The 24,684-nt window shown below is 57.7% G+C and carries 23 protein-coding genes and 1 riboswitch; of the genes, 19 read left to right on the top strand and 4 right to left on the bottom strand.

Annotated features, from left to right (window positions below):
* Positions 1–127 precede the first annotated feature (127 nt).
* Complete coding sequence (locus WCX49_RS04670) at positions 128–1,426, top strand: adenosylmethionine--8-amino-7-oxononanoate transaminase (RefSeq protein WP_345986420.1); 1,299 nt, start codon at positions 128–130, stop codon at positions 1,424–1,426.
* A 164-nt stretch (positions 1,427–1,590) separates the two neighbouring features.
* Here the strand turns inward: WCX49_RS04670 and WCX49_RS04675 are convergent, their stop codons facing one another.
* The 3 genes from WCX49_RS04675 to WCX49_RS04685 all read right to left on the bottom strand — a co-directional run bounded on the left by WCX49_RS04675 (position 1,591) and on the right by WCX49_RS04685 (position 3,750).
* Positions 1,591–2,169: a class II aldolase and adducin N-terminal domain-containing protein gene (locus WCX49_RS04675; RefSeq protein ID WP_345986421.1), complete on the bottom strand. Its 579-nt coding sequence runs from the start codon at positions 2,167–2,169 to the stop codon at positions 1,591–1,593.
* 67 nt (positions 2,170–2,236) lie between these two features.
* A complete protein-coding gene (locus tag WCX49_RS04680) occupies positions 2,237–2,548 on the bottom strand; it encodes a sulfite:cytochrome C oxidoreductase subunit B (RefSeq protein ID WP_345986422.1) in 312 nt (103 codons plus the stop codon).
* An 11-nt stretch (positions 2,549–2,559) separates the two neighbouring features.
* Positions 2,560–3,750: a molybdopterin-dependent oxidoreductase gene (locus WCX49_RS04685; RefSeq protein WP_345986423.1), complete on the bottom strand. Its 1,191-nt coding sequence runs from the start codon at positions 3,748–3,750 to the stop codon at positions 2,560–2,562.
* Positions 3,751–3,926: 176 nt separating this feature from the next.
* On the opposite strand from WCX49_RS04685, the gene WCX49_RS04690 reads away from it, so the two are divergent.
* From WCX49_RS04690 to WCX49_RS04755, 14 genes are all read left to right on the top strand, one after another.
* The gene (locus WCX49_RS04690; protein WP_345986424.1) at positions 3,927–4,814 is read left to right on the top strand and encodes a LysR family transcriptional regulator; all 888 of its coding nucleotides are present in this window, start codon (positions 3,927–3,929) and stop codon (positions 4,812–4,814) included.
* A 3-nt stretch (positions 4,815–4,817) separates the two neighbouring features.
* The gene (gene rsmH, locus WCX49_RS04695) at positions 4,818–5,750 is read left to right on the top strand and encodes a 16S rRNA (cytosine(1402)-N(4))-methyltransferase RsmH (RefSeq protein WP_345986425.1); all 933 of its coding nucleotides are present in this window, start codon (positions 4,818–4,820) and stop codon (positions 5,748–5,750) included.
* The gene (locus WCX49_RS04700; protein ID WP_345986426.1) at positions 5,740–6,033 is read left to right on the top strand and encodes a hypothetical protein; all 294 of its coding nucleotides are present in this window, start codon (positions 5,740–5,742) and stop codon (positions 6,031–6,033) included. The genes rsmH and WCX49_RS04700 overlap by 11 nt, the downstream gene beginning before the upstream one ends.
* A complete protein-coding gene (locus WCX49_RS04705; protein ID WP_345986427.1) occupies positions 6,030–9,137 on the top strand; it encodes an efflux RND transporter permease subunit in 3,108 nt (1,035 codons plus the stop codon). The genes WCX49_RS04700 and WCX49_RS04705 overlap by 4 nt, the downstream gene beginning before the upstream one ends.
* Before the next feature lie 257 nt (positions 9,138–9,394).
* Positions 9,395–9,470: riboswitch (cyclic di-GMP riboswitch) on the bottom strand.
* 191 nt (positions 9,471–9,661) lie between these two features.
* Positions 9,662–9,949, top strand: coding sequence for a DUF2018 family protein (locus tag WCX49_RS04710; protein ID WP_345986428.1), 288 nt, complete (start codon positions 9,662–9,664; stop codon positions 9,947–9,949).
* 15 nt (positions 9,950–9,964) lie between these two features.
* Positions 9,965–10,855: a polyprenyl synthetase family protein gene (locus tag WCX49_RS04715; RefSeq protein WP_345986429.1), complete on the top strand. Its 891-nt coding sequence runs from the start codon at positions 9,965–9,967 to the stop codon at positions 10,853–10,855.
* On the top strand, positions 10,855–12,099 hold the full coding sequence (gene hemA / locus WCX49_RS04720; protein ID WP_345986430.1) for a glutamyl-tRNA reductase: 1,245 nt from the start codon (positions 10,855–10,857) through the stop codon (positions 12,097–12,099). Before WCX49_RS04715 ends, hemA begins: the two co-directional genes overlap by 1 nt.
* Positions 12,100–12,105: 6 nt before the next feature.
* On the top strand, positions 12,106–13,812 hold the full coding sequence (locus WCX49_RS04725) for a proline--tRNA ligase (RefSeq protein WP_345986431.1): 1,707 nt from the start codon (positions 12,106–12,108) through the stop codon (positions 13,810–13,812).
* Complete coding sequence (locus WCX49_RS04730; RefSeq protein WP_345986432.1) at positions 13,809–14,228, top strand: FxsA family protein; 420 nt, start codon at positions 13,809–13,811, stop codon at positions 14,226–14,228. The genes WCX49_RS04725 and WCX49_RS04730 overlap by 4 nt, the downstream gene beginning before the upstream one ends.
* A complete protein-coding gene (locus WCX49_RS04735; protein WP_345986433.1) occupies positions 14,191–15,021 on the top strand; it encodes a thioredoxin domain-containing protein in 831 nt (276 codons plus the stop codon). Before WCX49_RS04730 ends, WCX49_RS04735 begins: the two co-directional genes overlap by 38 nt.
* Positions 15,018–15,956: a hydroxymethylbilane synthase gene (hemC, locus tag WCX49_RS04740; protein WP_345986434.1), complete on the top strand. Its 939-nt coding sequence runs from the start codon at positions 15,018–15,020 to the stop codon at positions 15,954–15,956. The genes WCX49_RS04735 and hemC overlap by 4 nt, the downstream gene beginning before the upstream one ends.
* Before the next feature lie 86 nt (positions 15,957–16,042).
* Positions 16,043–16,378: a cytochrome C gene (locus WCX49_RS04745; protein ID WP_345986435.1), complete on the top strand. Its 336-nt coding sequence runs from the start codon at positions 16,043–16,045 to the stop codon at positions 16,376–16,378.
* 79 nt (positions 16,379–16,457) lie between these two features.
* Entirely contained in the window at positions 16,458–17,846 is a 1,389-nt protein-coding gene (gene argH / locus WCX49_RS04750) for an argininosuccinate lyase (RefSeq protein WP_345986436.1), read from the top strand.
* On the top strand, positions 17,843–18,310 hold the full coding sequence (locus tag WCX49_RS04755) for an OsmC family protein (protein WP_345986437.1): 468 nt from the start codon (positions 17,843–17,845) through the stop codon (positions 18,308–18,310). The genes argH and WCX49_RS04755 overlap by 4 nt, the downstream gene beginning before the upstream one ends.
* Before the next feature lie 329 nt (positions 18,311–18,639).
* Here the strand turns inward: WCX49_RS04755 and WCX49_RS04760 are convergent, their stop codons facing one another.
* On the bottom strand, positions 18,640–18,996 hold the full coding sequence (locus tag WCX49_RS04760; RefSeq protein ID WP_345986438.1) for a histidine triad nucleotide-binding protein: 357 nt from the start codon (positions 18,994–18,996) through the stop codon (positions 18,640–18,642).
* A 156-nt stretch (positions 18,997–19,152) separates the two neighbouring features.
* On the opposite strand from WCX49_RS04760, the gene pheS reads away from it, so the two are divergent.
* The 4 genes from pheS to WCX49_RS04780 are packed head-to-tail and all read left to right on the top strand — an operon-like array spanning position 19,153 to position 24,575.
* On the top strand, positions 19,153–20,145 hold the full coding sequence (gene pheS, locus WCX49_RS04765; protein ID WP_345986439.1) for a phenylalanine--tRNA ligase subunit alpha: 993 nt from the start codon (positions 19,153–19,155) through the stop codon (positions 20,143–20,145).
* Positions 20,142–22,478 (top strand): phenylalanine--tRNA ligase subunit beta, encoded by a 2,337-nt coding sequence (gene pheT, locus WCX49_RS04770; protein WP_345986440.1) that lies wholly within the window; start codon positions 20,142–20,144, stop codon positions 22,476–22,478. Before pheS ends, pheT begins: the two co-directional genes overlap by 4 nt.
* A complete protein-coding gene (gene aroA, locus WCX49_RS04775) occupies positions 22,475–23,758 on the top strand; it encodes a 3-phosphoshikimate 1-carboxyvinyltransferase (RefSeq protein WP_345986441.1) in 1,284 nt (427 codons plus the stop codon). Before pheT ends, aroA begins: the two co-directional genes overlap by 4 nt.
* Positions 23,748–24,575 (top strand): 4-hydroxy-3-methylbut-2-enyl diphosphate reductase, encoded by an 828-nt coding sequence (locus tag WCX49_RS04780; protein WP_345986442.1) that lies wholly within the window; start codon positions 23,748–23,750, stop codon positions 24,573–24,575. Before aroA ends, WCX49_RS04780 begins: the two co-directional genes overlap by 11 nt.
* The last annotated feature ends 109 nt before the right edge of the window (positions 24,576–24,684 follow it).

Consider the following 24,684-nt stretch of genomic DNA (forward strand, 5'->3'; position numbering starts at 1 on the left):
GTTGTCAATTTTATAAGTTTAAAGCTTAAGAATTGCCTTAAACTCCCTGTTTTCCGCACGTTTTTTCACTGTGAGTTCAATATTTTTCGATAAGATTTTCAAAATTCTACCGTAGGAAGGGTACAAGATGAACAACCGCGAAATTTCCGAGAGGGACCTGCGCCATATCTGGCATCCGTGCACGCAGATGAAAGATCACGAATTTCTGCCGCTCACGCCGATCAAAAAAGGGAACGGTATCTATCTCGAGGATTTCGACGGCAACTGCTATATCGACGCGGTGAGCAGCTGGTGGGTCAACCTTTTCGGCCATGCGAACCCGATCATCTCTTCGGCGGTCAAAACCCAGGCCGAAACGTTAGAGCACGTTATTTTGGCCGGCTTCACCCATGAGCCGGTTGTTCGTCTTTCCGAACGCCTGGCGGCGCTGACGCCGGAGGGGCTAACGCGCTGTTTTTACGCGGACAACGGGTCGAGCGCCATCGAAGTTGCCCTGAAGATGGCCTATCACTATTATAAGAATATCGGAAAAGAGCGGCCGCTTTTTATCTCCCTGACGAACAGTTACCACGGTGAGACGATCGGGGCCCTTTCCGTCGGGGACGTGTCGCTCTACAAAGAGACCTACGGACCGCTCCTGCTGCAGACGATTCAGACGCCGGTACCGGCCGACCAGAGCGAGGAGGCTGCGGTTGCCGCCGCGGCGGAACTGGAAGTCCTGCTCAAGGCCCGCGGGGAAGAGGTCGCAGCCCTCATTGTCGAGCCGCTGATCCAGGGGGCGGGGAACATGCATATGTACCATCCGCGCTACCTGAAAGAGGCGCGAAAACTTTGCGATGACTATGACATTATGTTGATCGCCGATGAAATTATGACGGGATTCGGACGAACCGGAACGATGTTTGCCTGCGAACAGGCGGGAATTACCCCGGATCTGATGACGCTTTCCAAGGGGTTGACCGGTGGTTATCTGCCGCTTTCTGTTACGATGACCACGGAAAAAGTGTACGAAGCCTTCTACTGTGACTACAACCTTTATAAAGCATTTTTGCATTCGCACAGCTACACGGGCAATGCGCTTGCCTGTGCCGCAGCCAATGCCACGCTCGATATCTTTGAACTCGACAATGTCATCGAAGCCAACCGCAAACTCTCTGCGATGATGGGGGAGGGGCTCAAACGTTTCGAAAGCCTGCCGAACGTCAAGTCGGTGCGGCAGACGGGAATGGTCGCTGCGGTGGAACTGGAGGGGTACACTCCCGAGGAGCGTATCGGGTTGAAGGTCTTTGATTTTGCACTGAACCGCGGTGTGCTGCTCCGCCCCCTGGGGCCGGTCGTCTACTTCATGCCCCCGTACATTATTAATGAAGAGGAGCTGACCTACGTGATGGACACGGCCTACGAGGCAATTACGTCACTGTTGTAGTATTGAAATAAAAGCGCAGAATATCTGCGCGCGAGCGCTCCAAGAGCACTTCTTTCAGGGCGCACTCTGCTGATGTAGCGAAGCGGAATTCCGCAATGAAGTGAGGACAACGAGAACATAGCGTTAGCGTAGGTATCTGGGCTTTGCTCAGATGCCGTTAAAAGTTAGGAGAGCATACTCTGCCGGAGCATCAGGATCCGGCAGCTCTTCTCGAGAACGGCCAGCTGCTTCGCCATCTCGTGCAGGTCGCGGTTATAGGCGTAGATGCCGTAGCCGCGGATGACGACCAGCTCCAGGTCTGAGTTGAGCAGCCGCTTGGGGATCTCCGTGGAGGCGCGCTCGTACCACTGGTCGAAGGAGCGGGGGTCGTAGACTTCCACACGGGGCATCTCCTTGATCCCGAAATAGTCCATGGGCTCGATGATGGGATGCAGCAGGCTGTAGGCCATCGTGTTGGGCGGCATCGAGAAGGTGATGAATTTCGCATCGCTGATCTGGCGGTAGATGCTGTGGTGGATGGCCGCGTCGATACTGGCCTCGTTCCAGCGGTAGTCTTTCTGGAAATAGAGCTCGATCAGCTGCTGCTCGTTCATATGGTCGAAGATGGTATCTTTCGTATTGATAATGAAACGGCTGTTGTCCGATTTGGCCGAAACGCTGCCGTGGTAGATACTGAAGAACTCTTTGCGGAACATCGAGAGGGAAAAAGAGACGAGCTGTTCTTTGAGATGCTGTTTGTTCATAGCGCTATTGTAACGGAAGATAGGTGAATTTTTGTGTGAAGGAGAGCGCGCGACGGAGGGGCCGGCCTTACGGCTGGCCGTTGCCGTACTGCTCGGCGAGGTAGTCGGTGATGAGGGACTGGTCCTCATCTGTGATGGGCGCCTTGAACGCGTCGACCATCTTTTCGACTTTCTCTTTCCAGAAGCTGCGGGACTGTTTGCCCTGGTTCAGGATATAGCCGAAAGAGTGGCAGGTCAGACAGTTGGCCTGGACCAGGTCGAAGTGTTTGCCCATTTTGATCTCAAACGGGACATAAGGGACTTCGACATCCTCGTTCAGGACGGCGTGGAGATTAAGGGCGCCCAGGCTCAGCAGGGCGGCAAAGATTGTTTTTTTCATAAAGGCTCTCCTTAGACTACTTCGACGGTAACGACGTCGATCCCGTTGAATTTGTAACCGCCGTGGTTCCACTTGATGTCTTTGGCAAGCGGCTGCTCTTCGCCGGCGCGGTTGATCGCCTTGGCCATGATGGTCTGCTTGCCGTATTTCTTCGGTTTGAAGTCATACGTGAAGGCACGGAACGCGTAGCGGCCAAGGTCGTCGCCCAGCGTCGCCTCCTGCCACGTTTTGCCGTCGTCGAAAGAGAGCATGACGGCTTTAATGCCCGCACCGTAATCGAAGGCAACCCCGCGGATAGTGGTGTAGGAGTTGTGATAGAGCGTTTCGCCGTTGGTCGGGTAGCCGATGAAGGACTTGACGTTCATCTTCGTGATCGGTTTCGTCGGAACGTGTTCGCCCGGCTTCTGGCATTCGCAGTCGTTGTCCGGGATGCGGTACGCTTTGTCCATAAAGAAGAGGTGCTGGTAGTCGCTGGTGACGGTCAGGTTGCTCAGCATTTTGACCCAGCTGTCGGAGTAGGTGCCGGGGATGACGAGGCGCACCGGGTACCCGTTGAGATAAGGCAGGTCCTCGCCGTTCATCTCGTAGGCTACGATGACGTGGTCACCGATCTCCTCAAGGTGCAGTTCGCGGACAAAGTTCGGCGTTTCGTAGTAGGCAGCCGTTTCGGAACCGTTGAAACCGACCCACTCCGCCTCTTTTTTCAGACCGGCACGCTCAAGGATGTCGCGCAGACGCACACCTTTCCAACGGGCACACCCCATGGCGCCGCTGCCCCACTGGATACCGCCGGCTGTCGGCTTGAACGCGGAGCGGCTGTTACCGCCGCACTGCAGGACGGCATAGACCTCGACCGGCTCGAAGTCATGCTTCAGCTGGTCGACGGAGAGGGAGAGTTCGCGCTCGACGAGGCCGTTGACCTTGATGCGGAAGGTTCCCAGGTCGATATGCGTCGGGATGTCCGGCATGTGCCAGCGCACGAAGAACATGTCGTTCGGCGTGACCGGGTGGGCAAAGACGTAGCGCGGCGATTCGAGCAGCGGCGGGCGGTCTGAGTAGGTGATCATCGGCCGTTTCTGCGGGAACGGAATGGAGGAGATTTTGCGGTTATCGACGGGCTGGCCCGCGGCGAAGGCTTCGGGGCCCAGCGCGGTCACGCCGGCACCGGCCAGCGCGCCTTTAAGGAAAGATCTGCGTTTCATGATTTGAGGACCTTGAGACGATATAAAATCGTTTGATAAAAATTATGTCCGTATTTTATCAAAAAGATATAGTTAAGAAAAATAAAACCAAAATGATATAATGTGCAATAAAACTGTTCTTAATGGATGCCGTCCAGCCCCGAAGAGAGGGGCTTTCAGGTACAGGAGGAGGCGAAATGTATACGTTGAAGCAGCTGGAACTTTTCCTCGATCTGGGGCGGAGCGAAAAGATCATCGATACGGCCAAAAAATTCGGGCTGAGCCAGTCGGCGGTATCGATGGCGATCAAGGAGCTCGAGCGGCTGCTCGACGGACCGCTTTTCGAACGGATCGGCAAGCGGCTGGTGCTTAACGGGCGGGGGGCAATGCTGATGCGCAGTGCCGCCCCCCATGTCGATGCCCTGCATGCCCTCTACGACCAGATGCGCAGCGATTCGCTGCGCGGCGAGCTCCGCCTCGCGGCCAGCGTGACGATCGCGGAGTATTTCATCCCGACGCTGGTCTGCAACTACATGGAGCAGAACGAACACGTCACGATCTCCCTCAAAAGCGCCAACACCGCCGACGTCATCCGGAAGGTCACTTCGGGTGAAGTTGACATTGGGTTTATCGAGGGGGAGGGGATCCTCGAAGAGGTCGAGAGCCGGGTGCTGATGCGCGACGAACTGGTCGTCCTCAGCAGTGACAAAGCCCTCTCGGAGCAGGGTCCGTGGTTCATCGACCAGCTGGCATCGCGGCCGTGGATCATGCGGGAGAAGGGCTCAGGCACCCGGGCCGTCTTTCTCAACGCCATCAGCCCCGTCGACCAGGAGCTCAACATGGTGATGGAGCTGGAGCACATCGAGTCGATCAAGAACTTCCTGCTGGCCAAGCCCGATTACCTCAGCGTCCTGCCGCGTATTTCCGTCAGAAGGGAGCTCGAAGAGGGGCACCTGTACGAGGTGCCCGTCAAGGCGCACCACTTCGAGCGCGACTTTACGATGATCGCCCGCAGCCAGCAGACCCTGCTGCCGCTGCAGGCCCATTTCCAGGAGTACCTCTTAAGTTCCATCGGGTTACAATAGCGCATGCAGAATATCCCCCATATCCCGGTGCTTTACCGCGAAGTCACCGATGCTTTTTCCGGATGCGACGCCGGCATTGTCGTCGACTGTACCATGGGGTACGGCGGGCACAGCAGCCTGCTGCTCGAAGCGAACCCCACCATCCGGCTGATCGGCATCGACCAGGACGAAACGGCGATCCGTTTCTCCACGGAACGGCTCGCCCCGTTCGGGGAGCGTGTCGAGATCCGGAAGGGGCGCTTCTCCGCCGTGCTGGAGGAGATCGTACGCGATTACGGCGCGGAGCAGATCAGAGGCGTACTGGCCGATATCGGCGTCTCTTCGCTGCAGCTCGATGAAAAAGAGCGCGGCTTCTCTTTTGAGAGCGAGACCCTCGACATGCGGATGGACCCCTCGGCGCCGCTCGATGCCGCAACCGTCGTCAATACCTACGCCGAAGCGGAGCTCGAGCGCATTCTGCGCGACTACGGGGAGGTTCCCAACGCAAGGAAAGTCGCCCAGGTGATTGCTGCGCAGCGCCCTTTCAGCTCAGCCAAGGCGCTCGCCGAGGCCGTCCGCCCCTACGCCCCGCGCGGCAAAAAAATCCACCCTGCGACGCTGGTGATGCAGGCGATCCGCATCGAGGTGAACGATGAACTGGGGGAGCTGAACCGCCTGCTCGACGTCTGTGAACGCGCCTGTTTCCCCGATGCCCTCATCGGGATCATCTCGTTTCATTCGCTCGAGGACCGGATCGTCAAGCAGCGTTTCGCGCAGTGGAGCCGCAACTGTATCTGCCCCAGTGACGCGATGCGCTGTACCTGCGGCAACAACCACGCCCTGGGGCGGCCCCGGCCGAAAAAGCCGATCACGGCTCTCCCCGATGAACTCAAGCAAAATCCCCGCAGCCGCAGCGCGAAGCTGAGGCTTTTCGAGATGAACTGCCATGGACGCTAAAGCGAACCTCCTGGAGGAGACCGGCAGCGCCATTGTGACCCGCAAGGGAATAGGGCTGCGGTTTCTGCTCAGTATGCTGATGGTCTTCGGGATCGGCTGGATGCTGCTCTTTCCCAAGATCTACCTGCAAAACAGCATCTACTACAAGAGCCGCGACATCGCGACGCTGCAGCGCGAATACGAGACCCTAAAAGAGGAGAACCTCGTCATCAAACGGCGGGTGGAGGCGATGAAGTTTAAAAACCAGGTGCTCGACACCCTCTTTGCCGAGGAGCAGCAGTGATCGCACGTCTCATAGAGTTTGCGCTGAACAAGCCGCTGCTCAACCACATGCTCCTGCTCTTCGTTCTGCTCCTCTCCGTTTTCGCCTACATCAACATTCCCAAAGAGATCTTCCCGCCGATCCAGATGGACAAGATCACGATCACCGGCGGCTATGCCGGGGCGAGTGCGGATGTTCTCGACAAGATGGTCGTCACCACCATCGAGGATGAACTGGGCAACATCAGTGAGCTGGAGACGGTGACGACGACGATCAAAAACGGCGCTTTCACCATCACGGGTGACATCAAGCCGGGGTCGCAGAATATCAACGTGCTCAACGACGTCAAGGATATCATCGCCCAGACAAAGCGGGACCTCCCCTCCGATATGGACGAACCCATCGCGCAGATCCATGAAGAGACGATCCCGCTGGTGCTGGTAGCCATTGCGGGGGATGTCCCCATGACCGAACTGCTTGAACGTGCGGATGAACTCAAAAGTGCGCTGTCGCGCTTCAAGGAGCTCAGCGACATCACGATCCGCGGCGACTCCGACGACGAGCTCGTCTTCCGCATCGACCCGGACAAACTGGACGCCTACGGCCTCTCCACCGATGCCGTGGTTGCGGCGCTGCAGAACCTCAGCTCCATCTTCCCCGTCGGGACCATCAAACGGCGGGGGGAACACCTCTATATCAGCACCTATAACGGCGAAAAGGATACGGCGGCGATCGAGAATACGGTCATCGGCGTCGGTGACAAGCGGGTGAAAATAGGCCAGATCGCCACCGCCAGCTTCGAGCTGGGGGACGCGACGGAACTGTCGCACTACAACGGGGTACGCAATGTCTCCGTCAACATCACGAAGTCCAAATCGGGCAACGCCATCGCGCTGGCCAAACAGATACGTGAAACCCTGGAAGAATTCGAGGTACGCTACCCGGACCTGCAGTTCGCCGTCTACACCGACACCTCGGTCTGGATCAAGAACCGCCTCAACACCGTCGTTTCCAACATCATTGTCGGGCTCATCCTCGTCTTCAGTGCCATGCTTATCTTCGTCAATCGCGGTATTGCACTCGTGGTGGCGATGGGGATCCCGATGAGTTTCATGATCGGGTTGATCGCGACGGAGATGATCGGCTATTCGCTCAACATGCTCTCCCTGCTGGGCGCCCTGATCGCTCTGGGGATGCTTGTCGACGAGGCGATCGTCGTCGCAGAGAACATCTACCGCCACATGGAGGAGGGGATGCCCAGGCGTCAGGCAGCGGTCCAGGGGGCGGTGGAGATGTTCCCTGCCGTGCTGACGGCGACCTTGACGACCGTCTTCGCCTTTTTGCCGATGCTGCTGATCAGCGGGGAGATGGGGACCTTTATCAAGATCCTGCCGGTGATGATCACGATCCTGCTGCTCAGCTCTCTTTTCGAAGCCTTTTTCTTCCTGCCGCTGCACTCCCATGAACTGCTGCGCCTGCGCCGGGAGAGCCACGTCAGCCACGGCATCTGGCAACACCTCTACCGCTGGTATGACAAGACGCTGCACTTCCTCTTCCGGCGCCGGACACTCTCCTTGCTGCTGATCGTCGTTTCCATTGCCGGATTGACAGCCGTGATGGTGTCGCAGAGCCGCTTTCAGCTCTTCCCCGCGTTTGACGTCACCCAGGTCTATGTGACGGGGAAGGTCAATATCAACAATGAACTCGAAGACACCGAGGAGCGGGTCGCGGCCATCGAGCGGATTTTGCTGGAAAAGCTCGATCCCGAAGAGTACTCCTCGGTGACGGCGGTGATCGGGATGCGCCTGGATGCGAAAAACAAGGCGGAGATCGGGGAGAACCTTTTCCAGGTTTTCATCGACCTGCACGAGCGCGCCCCCGACAACTGGTACAACCGCTATATCAACCCCATCTTCTCTATCGAGTACAACGCCGAGGTGCTCAAACGGCAGCGCGATGCCAAGCGGATCAGCGAGGATGTCAAGCAGTGGCTCGAATCGCTCGCGCAGCGCAGGGAGGCGGACGGGACGAAAACGTTCGAGAACTTCAATGTCACCGTCCCGGGAACGGGGGTCGTCGCGCACGATATCGAGCTTGCGCTCAGCGGCAAGGATGATGCGGAACTGGCCACGGCCGTCAGTGCCCTTGAGAAGGCACTGGCCGGGGTGACGGGAGTCTATAACATCTCCGACGATGCCGATCTCGGCGAACGGGAGCTGAAACTGCGTATCAACGACTACGGCTATGACCTGGGGCTGAGCGAAGCGGAAGTCAGTCGCCAGCTGCGCGCCCACTACCTCAAAGGCGAATACGGAAAGATGTTCAGCGAGAGCGGCCTGGTGCGCATCCGCATCGAGAGCGTGCAAAAAGACGATCCCGAGAGCCTGGAAAGCTTCCGCATCCGGCTCCCGGGCAGCACGCAGACGGTTGCGCTCCGCGATATCGCCGATTTTATCTATACCCAGGGGTATGTGACAATCGAGAAGGAGGACGGTGTGCGTATCCGCAGCGTCTACGCTTCGTTGGACAAGGATCTCCGGACGTCGTCGGAGGTGATGACGGCGATCGCGCCGGTGATGGCGCAGCTGGGTGCCGAAGGGTTCCATATCGAGGTCAAGGGTGAGGAGAAAGAGAACGCCAAAACGGTCCGGGAGATGTCCCAGGCGGCCGCCGTGGCGATCTTCCTCATTTTTATTACGCTCGTCTGGCTCTTCGATTCGCTCGTCCTGGCCCTGATCGTGCTCAGTACGATCCCGCTGGTGCTCGTCGGGGTCTATGTCGGCCACTGGATCATGGGACTGACGATCACGATGCCGAGCCTTATCGGTGCGGTCGGTCTGGCAGGGGTCGTCGTGAACGACGGGCTGATCATGGTGAGTTTTATCCGGAAAGCCAAGGACAGCGAAGTCCTGATGCAGCGCGCGCGGACCCGTCTGCGTCCGATCCTGATGACGTCGATTACGACGGTACTCGGGCTGATGACATTGATCTTCTTCGCCTCCGGTCAGGCGCAGATTCTTCAGCCGATGGCGGTATCGCTGGGGTACGGGATCTTATGGGCAACGGTACTGAACTTGTTCTATGTACCGCTGCTTTATGCCGTCGTCTACCGCATTAAGCGGTAAAGACGTGCTTTGAAATGAGAGGAGAAAAGGAAGTGCGGTTGGGAGGGAAGCCGACACTTCCCTCCCTCTGTTTGAATTCGGTTACTCATTTGATTACAGACGCCCAGTCCGCACAGACGTCAGCGCCTGCAAGTTGGCATCAGGTTGAGTAGTAAGGAGTGAACCGAATTCACCTTATGTTGAACCGAGAAAAATTGTGTGCTAATTAGTAGAGCGTGTGCAAGACACTCGAGGAGTAGAAGACCTTAGTTTTATGTTTAGGCAACCCGGCCGTCTCAGTGAGACCCGTAGGCTTTCCGTCCCCGTTTCGCAACGAGTTTGGCATTATCTACATAATTAAGCAACAACAGATTGTTATAAGTTACAGCTTACAGTTTCATTAAAATTTGATTTTTTTCTAGCTTTATTTTTTTATCGGATCGTAAAGTAGCGGCGGGCAAAGTCCGGACGGTGATTATGAGTTGAGGAGATGCACTTAAGCCCAAAAGGGGTATAATCACGAATTATTTTCAAGGTAACACAAGATGTACGAAGCACTTTTTGAAGACGAAGGCGATATCTTCGGCGGTTCGCCCCGCAGTAAATTCATGGACGTGATCTTCAACGCCAACCGTTCCGTCGCCGAAGGGGAGCTCCAGCGCCTCATCGAGCGCCTGGCGGCGATGGAGAAACTGCTCGGCCAGACCATGGACGATGCGACGATTGACCGGACGATCAAACAGCTTCAGTTCGAAGAAGCGGATGCAGTCAATGACATGGCGAAGGAACTCTATATCGAGTCGATGGGCAACGTCCTCAGTCAAAGCGAATAGGGGGAAAACGCCGAGATGGTCGAAGCGGTAGCGCGCAGAATGCAGGAGATGGTCGCAGCGGTGGGATACCCGTACGCGACCGGGCTTTTTGAAACACTGTCCGGCGGCAAGCGCCTCCGTGCCCGGCTGATCATGATGATCGCGGGCGAGAGCGACGCTTCCGTGACACTGGCCGCGGTGATCGAACTGATCCACGCCGCCAGCCTGCTGCACGACGATGTCATCGACGAGGCCCAGCTGCGCCGCGGCACCCCTTCGGTCAATGCGACCGAGGGAAGCAAACAGGCGGTGATGCTCGGCGACATTCTCTACTCCAAGGCGTTCAGCGAATTGACACAGTTCGATGCGCAGATCGCAAAGACCGTCGCGGATGCCGTTACGTCGCTCTCGGTCGGCGAGATGATGGATGTGCAGATGGCGAAATCATTCAATGAGGATGATACCCGCTATCTGCAGATGCTCTATCTCAAGACGGGGGTCCTGATCGAAGCCGCGGCACAAAGTGCCGCCATGCTGGTCGGCAAGAATGCCGAGGCGTATGCACTCTACGGCAAAAACCTCGGCGTCGCCTTCCAGATCATCGACGACATCCTCGATATCGTTTCCGATGAAGCGACGCTGGGCAAACCGGCGATGAACGACTTTGTCGAGGGTAAATGCACCCTGCCGTATATCCACCTCTACCGCACCCTTGAAGGGGAGGGGAGAGAACGCCTCCTTGCCCTTCACGGCAAAACCGCATCTGGCGAAGAGACCCGCTGGCTCAAGGAGCAGCTGGAGGCAAGCGGTGCGGTCAAGGCCGCCTACGCGCAGGCCCGCCGTCTCAGTGACGAAGCAAAACAGGCGGTCAGCGGCGACGCGCCGCTCGAAGCGGTCATAGAATCCATGATGCAAAGAACCTTCTGATGCACTACCTCATTCTCAGTTTTACGCACAAAAACACGACGCTTCCCATCCGGGACAAGCTGGCGTTCAATGATGATAAAACCAAAGAGACGTTTCTTGCCCGTACCCTGGAAGCCCCCTACCTGAACGAAGCCTTCGTCCTCTCCACCTGTAACCGCATCGAACTGATCAGCAGCTGCAACAACCCCGGCGAAGCGGCCAAACACCTCTTTATGCTCCTGCACGAGCACTCGGGGATCAGCCTCAACGAGCTTGAGGGGCGGGCGGAACTCTTTGAAGACCAGGGGGCGATCCACCATCTCTTCAGCGTCGCCAGTTCGCTGGATTCGCTCATCGTCGGCGAAACCCAGATCTCCGGCCAGCTCAAAGACGCCTACCGTTTTGCCCTGGAGCGCAGCTACTGCGGCGACAAACTGACCCGGGCGGTCAACTACGCCTTCAAGTGCGCGGCTGAAGTCCGCAACCGTACCGATATCTCCTCCAAGCCTGTCTCCGTCGCCAGCGTCGCCGTCGCGGCGGCCCGCCGGGCGTTCGGAACGCTTTCGGGCAAACGGGCGCTGGTCATCGGTTCGGGCGAAATGTCCGTCATCGCGGCGCGGACCCTGAAAAACCACGGGGCGGAGGTCAGCCTGATGAACCGCACGATGGCGAAGGTCGAAGCGCTGGCCGAAGAGGTTAGCGGGACGCTGGTCCCCTTTACACGCCTCAAAGATGTGCTGGCCGAATACGACATGATCTTTACGGCCACGAGCGCGGAAGAACCCATCATCGACGGCAAGCTGGGCCTGAAAAAAGAGCGGGAGTGCCACTGGTTCGACATGGCGGTCCCGCGGGACATCGGCGATATCGACCACGCGATGGTGACGGTGCACCGGGTGGACGACCTGAAAAACACGGTCGACGAGAACATCATGCTGCGCGAAGAGGAGGCAAAAGCTTCTTTCGCCATCGTCGGCCGCTACACGGCGGAGTTCTACGCCTGGCTGAAATCGCTCAACATCGAACCGCTGATCAAGGAGCTCTACCGCCGTGCGGATACGGCGGCGGCGACCGAGGCAGCGCGTGTGGTGGGCAAGGGGTACCTGCCCGAAACCTATGAAGCCCAGGCGCAGAAGATGGCCCTGCAGGCGATCAAGCGTTTCCTGCACCCGCAGGTACAGCAGCTGCGCAAAGCGGCCGACGAAGGCGACATCGACGCCATGATCGATTCGATGGCATTTATTTTAGACATGAGTGAGGAGTAACCGACAATGCGTATGTCCCAGGCTTTTATCCCGACGGAGAAGGAGGCACCCAAAGACGCGGTGCTCCCGAGCCACATCTATCTGACCCGGGCCGGGTTTATCGCCCAGGTCGCCAGCGGACTGTACAACCTGATGCCTTTGGGCAAACGGGTACTGAAAAAGATCGAAACGATCATCAACGAAGAGATGGCCCGTGCCGGCGCCCAGGAGGTCGAACTCAGTTTCGTCACCCCGGCCGAACTGTGGGAAGAGAGCGGCCGGATCGAGAAGTTCGGCAAGGAGCTCCTGCGTTTCCGTGACCGCAAAGAGAACCTCTTCGTCCTCGGGCCGACCCACGAGGAGATGATGGTCAACCTCGTACGCAACCGCGTCAACAGCTACAAGCAGCTGCCGCTGAACCTCTACCAGATCAAGACGAAGTTCCGCGACGAGGCACGTCCGCGCTTCGGCCTGATGCGCGCCCGCGAGTTCGTCATGAAAGACGGCTACAGCTTCCACACCTCTTACGAGGACCTCGACCGCGAATTCGATGCGATGGAAGCGGCCTACAAGCGCGTTCTGGAACGTCTGGGACTTGATTTCCGCATCGTCGAGGCCGACAGCGGCGCGATCGGCGGATCGGGCTCGAAAGAGCTGATGGTGCTCGCCGACAGCGGTGAAGATACCCTGGCCGTCTGTGACCGCTGTGAATACGGCGCAAATATTGAAGCTGCGAGACGTTCGGAACGCAGGGAGATCCCTGAGGCACCGGAAGCGGATTTCAACAAGTTTGAGACACCGGGTATCAAGAGCATCGAGGATCTCGGCGGCTTTTTCCACGTCGACCCTTACTACACGCTCAAGGCTGTGGCAAAGCGGGCGATCTATGAAGAGGGCGATGAGGTTGTCGTCTTCTTCCTGCGTGGCTGCGACGACCTGCAGGAGGTCAAAGCGGTGAACGCCTGCGGTGCACTGGACCTGGTCGATGTCAACGAAGAGGAGCTCTCCGCTCTGGGCCTGGTCCCGGGCTTCATCGGGCCGCTGGATCTCGACACCGTGCGCACGATCTTTGATGCGGATGTCAAAGGGGCGGCGAACATGATCTGCGGCGCGAACGAAACGGACTACCACTATGTCGGCGTCGATCTCTCCGTTTTGCCGGAAGAGGCGCAGTATGCCGCGCTTTACGAGGTCAAAGAGGGCGACGGCTGTCCGGTCTGTGACGGTAAGCTCTCCTATACGAAAGGGATCGAGGTCGGCCACATCTTTAAACTGGGCACGGTCTACTCAGCACCGCTGGGGGCACAGTTCCTCAACGAAAACGGCAAAGCGGAGCCCTTCGTCATGGGTACCTACGGGATGGGTGTAAGCCGCCTCATCGCCGCGGTGATCGAACAGCACCATGATGAAAAAGGGTGTGTCTGGACGAAGGCAACGGCACCGTACCTGGTCAACCTGATGATCTCAAACATCAAAGACGAGGAGCAGGTGGCGCTGGCGGAGAGCCTTTACGCTTCGCTGCAGGCGGCAGGCGTTGACGTCATCATGGACGACCGCAAGGAGCGTTTCGGCTTCAAGGCGAAAGATGCGGAGCTGGTCGGTTACCCGCTTACCGTCATTATCGGCAAGGAGCTTGCGAACGGGATCGTGCAGTTCTTTGACCGTGCCGAAGATACGAAAACCGATGTGCCGTCTTCCGAGGCCTTCGCGCGTATCATGGAGTGGATCGGATGATCTACTTTCTCCTCTATCTTTTCCTGGAAGTGGTCGTTTCCGTCAATATCGCTTCGGCGATCGGCGGCATCTGGACCTTTGTCGAGCTGATCGCGAGCGCCCTGGTGGGCATCGTGATCCTGGCAAACTTCCGGGGAACGCTGGCGGAGAACATCAACGCGCTGAACCAGGCGCGTATCGACCCCTTCGAGTTCCAGCAGCTCAACCTCTTTACCATTCTGGGGGCTTTTTTGCTGATCGCCCCCGGTTTCCTGACCGATATCCTCGGCGTGCTGCTGCAGTTCAGTGTGATTACGAAGATGTTGGTTAACCGATTTGTGTCACAATCCAAGCACGATTCATCAACTCACTTCACACAAAAGGATGACCATGTCATTGATGTCGAAATTGTCAGCGACGATGCTGATAAGCGCTAGCGTTTTTGCCGCGACCAACAGCGAAGTCGAAACCTTCCTCAAAAACAACCTCTCTAAAAATCCGGCGATTTCGTCACTGACCGTCAAGGTGATTGAACGCAACCCGATTGATGGCATGAAAGGATGGGACAGTTTCATCGTGGCGCTGGACGCCAAAGTCAAGCAGGGCAAAGAGGAGCGCGAAGTCAAGCAGCGCGTGATCTATTTTGCCAACGACACGGTGATCACCGGCGAATTGACGAATATGAAGACGGGCAAGAGCCTGCGCGACAGCGTGGCGCCGCAGTTCAAAGCCGACTACTACGCCGAGGCGAATCTCATTTACGGCAACGCGAACGCGAAGCACAAAGTGGCGATCTTCTCCGATCCGCTCTGCCCCTTCTGCCGCAGCTACGTGCCCAAAGCACTGGAGTATATGAAACAGTACCCGGAGACTTTTGCCGTCTACTACTACCACTTCCCGCTGGAGCGGCTGCACCCGGCAGCCTCGACGCTGACACGCGCGGCGGTGGCCGCAGAGCTGCAGGGACGCAAGGATGTCACGCTTGCGCTCTACACGGTACCGACGACCATTACGCGTGAAACGGACGAGCAGAAGATCCTCGATGCCTTCAATAAAGCCGTCAACACGAACCTCAAAGTCAGCGACCTGCACGCGGCGGCTGTCAATGCCCACGTGGATGCGGACAATTCCGTCATCGAATCCCTGATGGTCAGCGGGACGCCGACGGTCTATTTCGACGGCGAAAAAGATGCGACAAAAAACCGTTACAAGGGAGTCAACGTTAAATGAAGAAACTCGTCATCGCAACCCGCGGAAGCAAGCTGGCACTCTGGCAGTCCGAACACATCAAGGCCGTTCTTGAAGAGCAGAACCCCGGACTGGAAGTGTCGCTTAAAATCGTCGTAACCAGCGGCGACAAGATCCTCGATGTACCGCTGGCAAAGATCGGCGGGAAGGGGCTCTTTCTCAAAGAGATCGAAGAGACGATGCTGGCGGGCGAAGCCCAGCTCGCCGTCCACTCGCTCAAAGACGTTCCGACACAGATGCCCGACGGGCTCCTGCTCGCGGCAATCACCGAACGCGAAGACGACCGCGACGCGATGCTGAGCGAAAAATACGCCAGCATCGACGCCCTGCCGCAGGGGGCCGTTGTCGGCACCTCCTCGCTGCGCCGCCGGATGCAGATCCTCGCCCTTCGCCCCGACCTGACCATCAAGGACCTCCGCGGGAACGTCGATACCCGTATCCGCAAGCTCAAAGAGGGCGAGTACGATGCGATCATCCTCGCCTCTGCGGGGATCAACCGCCTGGGGCTGCTCGACAGCGTCGAGTACGTCTACCCGATCGCGCTGACCGACATGGTCCCGGCGATGGGGCAGGGAGCGCTGGGGATCGAGGCGGTCGATAACCCGGAAGTGCTCGCCATCGCGCACGGACTCGAAGACGAAAACACGCGCATCGAGACGACGATCGAGCGTGAATTCGTCGACACGCTGCAGGGCGGTTGCCAGGTGCCGATCGGCGTCAATGCCACCGTCCTCGAGAACGGCCAGGTACTCACCCAGGCGATTGTCGGGCTTCCCGACGGAACGGAAGTGATCGCCGAAACGGTTGAAGTGCCCAAAGCGTCCGTCGGCAATCTCGGCCGCCAGATGGCGGAAACGTTTATCGAACAGGGTGCCCGGGAACTGCTTGCCAAGGCCGAAGAGATGGCCTTCAAATAGAATGTGACAATATTGTCACAGTTAAGGCTCGCATAATAATATATAATGTATTCTTGTGTAACACCTCCCATGGAGAAAGGATGCGGATGAAGAAGGTCGTTTTCCCTGTTCTTTTAGCGGCACTGATGACCGGTGTTGTCAGCGAAGCCGCCGTTTACAAAGGGCAGCGCGAGTTTCACAAGCAGTGTAAGGCTTGTCATGATGACGGGCAGGATATCGCCTTCACCTTCAAAAGAAGGACATGGAAGAAGATGATGAAGAACAGCGGCGAAGGGTTGGCCGAACTTCATCTTAACAACGAGAAAGCGAAGAAATCATGGAAATACTTCAAGAGCAAGAAGTTCCAGAAGAACTCGAAACATCTCAAGGACTTTATGGTCGAATACGCCAAGGACAGCGGAAACGTTCCCGCCTGTAACTAAAACCCCCGGGCCCGAGGGCCCTTTCTGCACTTTAAACCCTATTCGCTAAAATACCGTAATTTATTTTGGAGACAGAGCTATGGAAAAAATGTGGTCCGGCCGTTTCAGCGCCTCAGCCTCTTCGCTTCTAGACCAGTTTAACGCCTCGATCATGTTCGACCGCGAACTGTACCGGGAAGACATCGAAGGTTCATTGGCACATGCCGCCATGCTGCAGAGCCGCGGCATCCTCAGCGCGGATGAACTTGAAGCGATCCGCGGGGGACTGGCACAGGTACGTCAAGAGATCGAATCGGGTGAATTCGAGTGGAATATCAGCGACGAAGACCTGCACATGGCGATTGAAAAACGCCTCACCGCGCTCATCGGCGACGCCGGCAAGAAACTGCATACGGCCCGCAGCCGCAACGACCAGGTGGCCGTCGACTTCCGCCGCTACGTCCTGCGCAAAAACCTCGAGATCGCCGGTCAGCTTAAAACCCTGATGCAGACCCTCATTGACATTGCCGGCAAGCATACGGAAACGCTGCTGCCGGGGATGACACACCTGCAGCATGCCCAGCCGATCAACTTCGGTTTCCACCTGCTGGCGTATGCGAGTATGTTCAAACGCGACATCGACCGTCTTCTTTCCAGCCGCCAGCGCAACAATGTCTCCCCGCTGGGGTGTGCCGCACTGGCCGGTACCCCGCACAATATTGACCGCAGCTTTACCGCGCATGAACTGGGCTTTGACAGCGTCAGCGTCAACTGCCTCGATACGGTCAGCGACCGCGACTTCGCCCTGGAGATCCTCTTTAACATCTCGACGATGATGATGCACGTCTCCCGCCTGAGCGAAGAGCTGATCCTCTGGTCGAGCTATGAATTCGGTTTTGTCGAACTCTCCGACGAATACTCGACAGGCTCCTCCATCATGCCGCAGAAGAAGAACCCGGACGTCCCGGAACTGCTGCGGGGGAAAACGGGCCGCGTCTACGGCGCGCTGATGGGACTGCTCACGGTGATGAAAGGGCTGCCGCTCGCCTACAACAAAGATACCCAGGAGGACAAAGAGGGGGTCTTTGACGCCGTGGCTACGGCACATATCTCCCTGGAGATTCTCAACGAAGCGCTTAAGACGATGACCGTCAAGCCCGAGAACATGCTTGCCGCTTCGAAGAAAGGGCATCTGAGTGCCACCGACCTGGCCGACTACCTCGTCGAGCGCTGCGGGGTACCGTTCCGCGAAGCGCACTTCATCACGGGCAAGGCCGTCGCCCGCGCCGAAGTCCTCGGAATAGACCTGAGCGAGATCGCCTTCGGCGAGCTCAAGGCTATTGATGAGCGTATCGGCGAAGATGTGATCCCGCATCTTCAGCTGGCACACTCCATGAACGCCCGTACCTCCTCCGGCGGGACGGCGACGGTGCGCACGCTCGAACAGATCGTGCACTTCGAAAACTACCTCAAGGAGCTTGATTTATGAAAGTAACGATTTCCCACCTGGATGAGATGCGTTTCGAAGCGAAAACGGACCGCGGGCAGAGCTTTGTCATCGACTGCCCGGTGATCTCGCCGATCGAATATTTCCTTTCCGGCCTCGTCGCCTGTACAACGAGCGACCTCATTGCCATCCCGAAAAAGCAGGGCAAGACGGTCACGAACCTCAGTGTCGAGGGCGAGGTCGTACGCAACGAAACACCGCCGTGCAAGTTCAACACCCTTCACCTCGACTACCGTTTTGACTCCGATGCCGACGATATGACGGCGCTGCGCTGGGTCATGGGCAGCATTGAGACCTACTGCTCGACGATCAACACCGTCCGTGATACGACGAAGATCAGCTACTCCGTCACGCACAACGGCAACGTACTGCGTGAAAACGAGGAGATTATCAGCGGGCAGGGCGGCAATATCGACTTCGGCGAAATCGAAGCCTGCCCTAGCTAAGCCGAAACTACTCAACACGCCGCAAACCCTTTTTTAGGTCCTTTGTTCCCCTTCTTTTTTGCTTGTCCAAAAAAGAAGCCGAACCGGGAAGAAAAAAGGACAAAGCGGCTGCCGCATGTAATACACTCACACGCACTTTATCTTCACTATTACGTGGACGTTCCAGACCGAAATTTTTTAAATGTTTTTGTTTGTATTGAGAGAGAAAGCGCAGTGTATCTGCGCGTGAGCTCTCTGCTGAAGATGTAGTGGAGCGGAATTTCGCAGCTGCGCGAGGACAAACCCAGTGTTAACGTAGTCGCAGGAGCTTAGCTCCTGCGGCGTATGGTTTATAAAAAGTCTTTCGGGTCCGCGTCTGCGAAGTGGCCCCAGCGGAGTCTGGCACCGCCGAGGACGTGGAAGTGGAGGTGCTTGACCTCCTGGCCGCCGTTCTCCCCGATATTGGTAATGACGCGGTAACCGCTCTCTTTCACATCGACCTTTTCGACCACTTCCTGGATAAATGCAGTCATAGCGGCCATCATCTCCGGCGTCACGTCGTTGAAGCTGTCAACGTGGGTTTTGGGAATGGCGAGCACATGGACCGGGGCCTTGGGGTTGATGTCGTGGAAGGCGATAAAATCGTCGCTTTCATGCACCGTGTTGGCACTCAGTTCATTGTTGGCGATTTTGCAGAAAAGACACATGAATGTTCCTTGAAAGAGCGTTTTTGTGATTGTAGCATAGAAGCCTTTGAGGCTGACAGATAACGGTTAATTCGGCCCATTAGCGGGGCTTTTAAATCTCTTTGGATACAATACGCGCAAGATACATGGGGGTCTCCCCCCGGGAAGGAGCCACGGTTGCAGGAGTGGTATGACGCCATTGCGTCGGCGCAGAGTGTCGACAAGCTTGAAGAGATCCGTATTGCGGTGTTCGGGAAAAAAGGGGTGCTCGCGGCTGAGTTCGCGAAGATGAAGTCCGTTCCCAGCGAGGAGAAGGGGGCTTTTGCCAAGGAGCTGAACGAGCATAAGGCCGGTCTGACCGAGGCCTTCAATGCCCGTAGAGAGATCCTGGCCCTCGAGGCGCTCGAGGCGGGTATGAAAGCGGAGGCGATCGACGTCACGCTGTTCGGACGCGGGAGCGAACGCGGTGCGCTGCACCCGGTGATGCAGACGATGGACCGCATCGTCGAATATTTTGTCGCCATGAACTTCTCGGTCAAAACCGGGCCGATGGTCGAAGATGATTTCCACAACTTCGAGGCGCTGAACCTGCCCAAGTACCACCCGGCACGTGACATGCAGGATACGTTTTATTTCAAAGACGAGATGCTGCTGCGTACCCACACCTCCCCGGTACAGATCCGCACGATGAAGCGCGAGAAGCCGCCGATCCGCATGATCGCGCCGGGTGCCGTATTCCGCCGCGACTACGACCTGACGCACACCCCGATGTTCCACCAGGTCGAGGGGCTCCTCGTCGACGAAGAGGGCAAGGTCTCCTTCGCGAACCTGAAGTTCATCCTCGAGGACTTCCTCAAGTACATGTTCGGCGATGTCGAAGTCCGCTTCCGCCCGAGCTTCTTTCCGTTCACGGAACCGTCCGCGGAAGTCGATATCAGCTGTATCTTCTGCGGCGGCGACGGCTGCCGCGTCTGTTCGAAGACAGGCTGGCTGGAAGTCCTGGGGTGCGGGATCGTCGATCCCAACGTCTTCAAGGCGGTCGGCTATGAAAACGTCAGCGGCTATGCCTTCGGCCTCGGCGTGGAGCGTTTTGCGATGCTGATCCACCGTATCGGGGATCTGCGGTCGCTGTTTGAGGGCGATATCAGACTTCTGGAGCAGTTCAAATGATTGTCACACGCCACTGGCTGAACGAATGGATCGACCTTTCCGACATTACGACGGAGCAACTGGCCAAGACCTTCAATGCGATCGGTCTGGAAGTCGACAGGGTTGAATCGTTCCGGATCCCCGAAAAGATCGTCGTCGGGCGAGTCGCGGCATGCGAAAGACACCCGGACGCGGACAAGCTCAACGTCTGCCAGGTTGATCTGGGCGGTGAAACGCGCCAGATCGTCTGCGGGGCGCCCAACGTTGCTGCGGGACAGTATGTTCCCGTTGCCGTTGTCGGCGCGGTGATGCCCGGGGGTCTGGAGATCAAACCGGTCAAACTGCGCGGTGTCGATTCGGCGGGGATGATCTGTTCCGCGACCGAACTGGGGCTGCCGAAAGTGAACGACGGCATCCTCGTGCTTGACGAGAGTATCGGGACCCTCGAGCTCGGCAAACCGCTCTCTGAGTACCCGCTGCTCAACGACGACCTGATCGAGATCGAACTGACGGCGAACCGCGGGGACTGTCTGAGCATCCGCGGGGTCGCCCGCGACCTCTGTGCGGCCCTGGACAAGAGCCTGAAGCCGCGGACCGCCGGCCGTGAAGATGAAAACCGCCTGGGCATCGGGCGCCTGCTGAAACTCGATGTCGAAGGTGACGTCACCGGCAGTGTCCGTTACCATGCGGTCTCGGTCGAGTTCTTCGACGACTCACTGCTGATGATGCTGCGCCTGGCCATGATCGACGAGAGCCGCACCAACGCCGTCGAAGGGTGTCTTGAATACGCAATGCACAGTACCGGCGTCATTCTCCGCGCCTACCCGGTCGATTTCTTCCGCGGCAGTGACGACGAGAAACTTGCCGGGATCGTCATCAAGCGCGATGCGCACGGCCTGAGTGCCGTTTATGGGAAAGAGTGCGCTTCTATCATCGGCATCCGCCAGGAAGATGCCTCCCGGCTCCAGGATGTCCGCGGCGTCATCGTCATCGAGGCGAGCTATATCGCACCGGATGTCATCTCGCAGAAGATGGCAGAGACGAAACTGAAGAGCGGGCCGCTCTACTACCGGACCTCGCGCGGCAGCGAACCGGAACTCGCACTCGGAAGCGATTTCCTCTTCAGCTGCATCGAGGCCAAAGGCGAAGGCAAAATCTACGGTGGGACCCTGGAACATGCCGAAGCCTTCGAACCGAAGAATATCAGTATCGATATGGGGTATGTCAGCCGCATTATCGGTACGGAAATCGACAAGAGCCGTGTGGCGAACATCCTGAAAAACCTCGGTTTCGACATTTCGAAGTCGAGCGAGGAGCAGATCGTCGTCAGCGTACCGCGTTTCCGCCACGATATCGTCAACCGCCAGGACCTGATCGAAGAGATCGTCCGTATCGTCGGCATCGACAATATCCCGGCGAAACCGTTCGTGCTGACCGAGGCGGACCGGATCGATGATGACTATTTCGACTTCCGCAAAAAGCAGACCTACCGCCAGCGCGCGGCACAGAGCGGCTTTTACGAGAGTGTCCACTTCGTTTTCAACGAACGCGAACAGCTTGATGCCCTCGGCCTTCCAAGCGTCGCGAAAGAGCTCTCCTTGCTCAACCCGATCGCGGGGACCCTCGATACGCTGCGCCCGACCCTGTTGGCAGGGCTGCTCAATGCTGCGAGCAGCAACGCCAAGAACGGGCGCAAGCGCATCCCGCTCTTCGAGATCGGTTCGGTCTTTGACGTCCAGCGCCGCGAATCGGTCAAGATGGCGCTGCTCTTTGCGGGTACCCTGAACGAGGACAGCCTCGACAACAGCGGCAAGCCCGCAACGGTCAGCTTCGAGTCCTTCACCAAGCTGGCAGCGGACGTCCTGGGGGATTTCACCCTCAAGCCCGTCACACCGGCGCACAAGATGGCCCACCCCTACCAGGCGGCGGCCGTCTACCAGAACGGTGTGAAAATAGGGGAGATGTTTACCCTGCATCCGACACTGCAGGCGGAGATGGACCTGCCGCGCACCGTCATGTTTGAAGGATCGTTCGACGCGCTGGCCTTTGAACGGGTCGAAGCAAAAGCGTATTCGAAATACCAGGCGTCACACCGCGACCTCAGTATCCTGATGCCGCAGGCGATGCCGTACGAGAAGGTTTCGGCCGTTATCGAAAGCAGCCGCAGCGGCGAGATCGTCCGCTTCTACCCCGTCGACCGTTACACGGACGAGAGCCTGGGCGACCGGATGAGCCTGACACTGCGCTTCGTGCTGCAGTCGCAGGAGAAGACCCTGGAAGAAGAGGAGATCACGGCGGCAATGGAAGGGGTTTTGACAGCCCTTCAGAACGATCTCGGGGTAGCACTGCGATGAGCCGGGTCCGTATCGCGCCGGCGGAGACGTTTGCATTCCGCAGCGACAGGATCGCGGCGGATAAATCGATTTCGCACCGCAGCGCGATGTTCGCAACCCTTGCCGAGGGCAAAAGCGTCGTCCGCAACTTCCTGCGCGGTGAAGATACGATGAACACCCTGCGCATCGTTGAGGCGCTGGGAGCCGAGGTCGAGGATGACGGTGATGTCATTACCATCGTCTCCCGCGGTATCCAGGAGCCCGGCGACGTTCTGGACTGCGGCAACTCCGGTACGGGGATGCGGCTTTTCTGCGGTCTTCTCGCTTCGGCCGAGGGGCATTTCGTCCTTACGGGGGACGAATACCTCCGCCGCCGCCCGATGAAACGGGTGACGGCACCGCTGCGCAGCATCGGCGCGATGCTCGACGGCCGCAATAACGGCGACCTGGCACCGCTGAGCGTACGCGGCGGTTCGCTTAAAGCCTTCGATTACAAAAGCCCTGTCGCCTCGGCACAGGTAAAGAGTGCGATGATCCTCGCCGCACTGCGGGCCGACGGTCCCTGTTATTTCGAAGAGCCGGAGCTCAGCCGCGACCATACCGAGCGTATGCTGAGCGGGATGGGAGCACAGATCACAACGGAGCACCTCCGTACGGAAGTGCAGCCCCTCACAGGCCTGCTGCAGCCCCTCGATATCCGGGTGCCGGCCGACCCGTCCAGCGCTTTCTTTTTTGCCGTTGCCGCGGCAATCACTCCCGGCAGCAGTGGCGTCATCGAGGGCGTGACCCTCAACCCGACCCGTATCGAGGCGTTCAAGGCGCTGGAGCGCATGGGCGCGGATATCCGCTACGAAGTGACCGATGAACGGTACGAACCCATCGGAAACATCGAGGTGCATTACCGTCCGCTCAAAGCGATCGTCGTCGAGGAGAATATCGCGTGGCTCATCGACGAACTCCCGGCATTGGCCATTGCAATGGCGACGGCGGAGGGGACGAGCGAAGTGCGTAATGCCGAAGAGCTCCGGGTCAAAGAGAGCGACCGTATCACGACGGTGATGACGAACCTGCAAAAATGCGGCATTGCCTGTGAAGAGTTCAAAGACGGGTACCGCATCACGGGCGGTGATCTTCAGATGGCCGGCGTCGACAGTTTCGGGGACCACCGTATCGCGATGAGCTTTATTGTCGCCGGGCTGCGCTGCGGGATGGAAGTGGAGGATGTCGACTGCATCCGGACCTCATTCCCCAACTTTTTCGAGCTGATCAATACGATCGGGGAAGTGCACTATGAAAATTGAACTGGCTGAGAATTACGGCTTCTGTTTCGGCGTCAAACGTGCCATCAAGATCGCTGAGGAGAACCGCAGTTCCGCGACCTACGGGCCGCTGATCCACAATGCCAAGGAGATCGACCGCCTCAAGAAGGATTTCCAGGTCGCATTGACGGAGAACCTGGACGATTTCAAGGCGGGCGACACGGCGGTCATCCGGACCCACGGCATCCCGAAACAGGAACTGGAGACGCTCTATGCGCGAGATGTTCACGTCGTTGACGCCACCTGCCCCTATGTGACCAAACCGCAGCAGATCTGCGAGGAGATGAGTGAGCAGGGGTACGACATCGTCATATTCGGCGACGAGGCCCACCCGGAGATCCGCGGGGTAAAAAGCTATGCCAAAGAAGGCGCCTATGTCGTCATGAGCGTCGGGGAGCTTGAACAGATCCGCTTCAGAGAGAAGATCGCCGTCGTGGCGCAGACGACGCGCAAGGTCGAAGAGTTCCTCAAAATCGTCGACTATCTGATCCCGCGCTATAAAGAAGTAAGGGTCTTCAACACGATCTGCAACGCGACCTTCGAAAACCAGGACGCGGTGAGGGACCTCTCGAAAAAAGCCGATGTGATGATTATTATCGGGGGGAAAAACTCCTCGAACACGAAACAGCTCCACAGCATCGCCCAGGCGTACTGCCCCGACAGCTACCATATCGAAGGGCCGGATGATATCGACGACAGCTGGTTTGCAGGCAAGGCGTATTGCGGTATCAGTGCCGGTGCTTCCACCCCGGACTGGATCATTCAGCAGGTGATCGCGCGGATCAAAAACAGACAATAGAACGCACGGGATTCCCGCTGCGTTTCGGGAAGATGCTTCTAACCGTAAAAAATCTACCCTCCCACAATATTTCTGCTTCATAAAAGCTTTCTTTCGCTATACTCACGAG

It is taken from the genome of Sulfurimonas sp. HSL-1656 (assembly GCF_039645585.1).
GTDB classification, from domain to species: Bacteria; Campylobacterota; Campylobacteria; order Campylobacterales; family Sulfurimonadaceae; genus Thiomicrolovo; species Thiomicrolovo subterrani.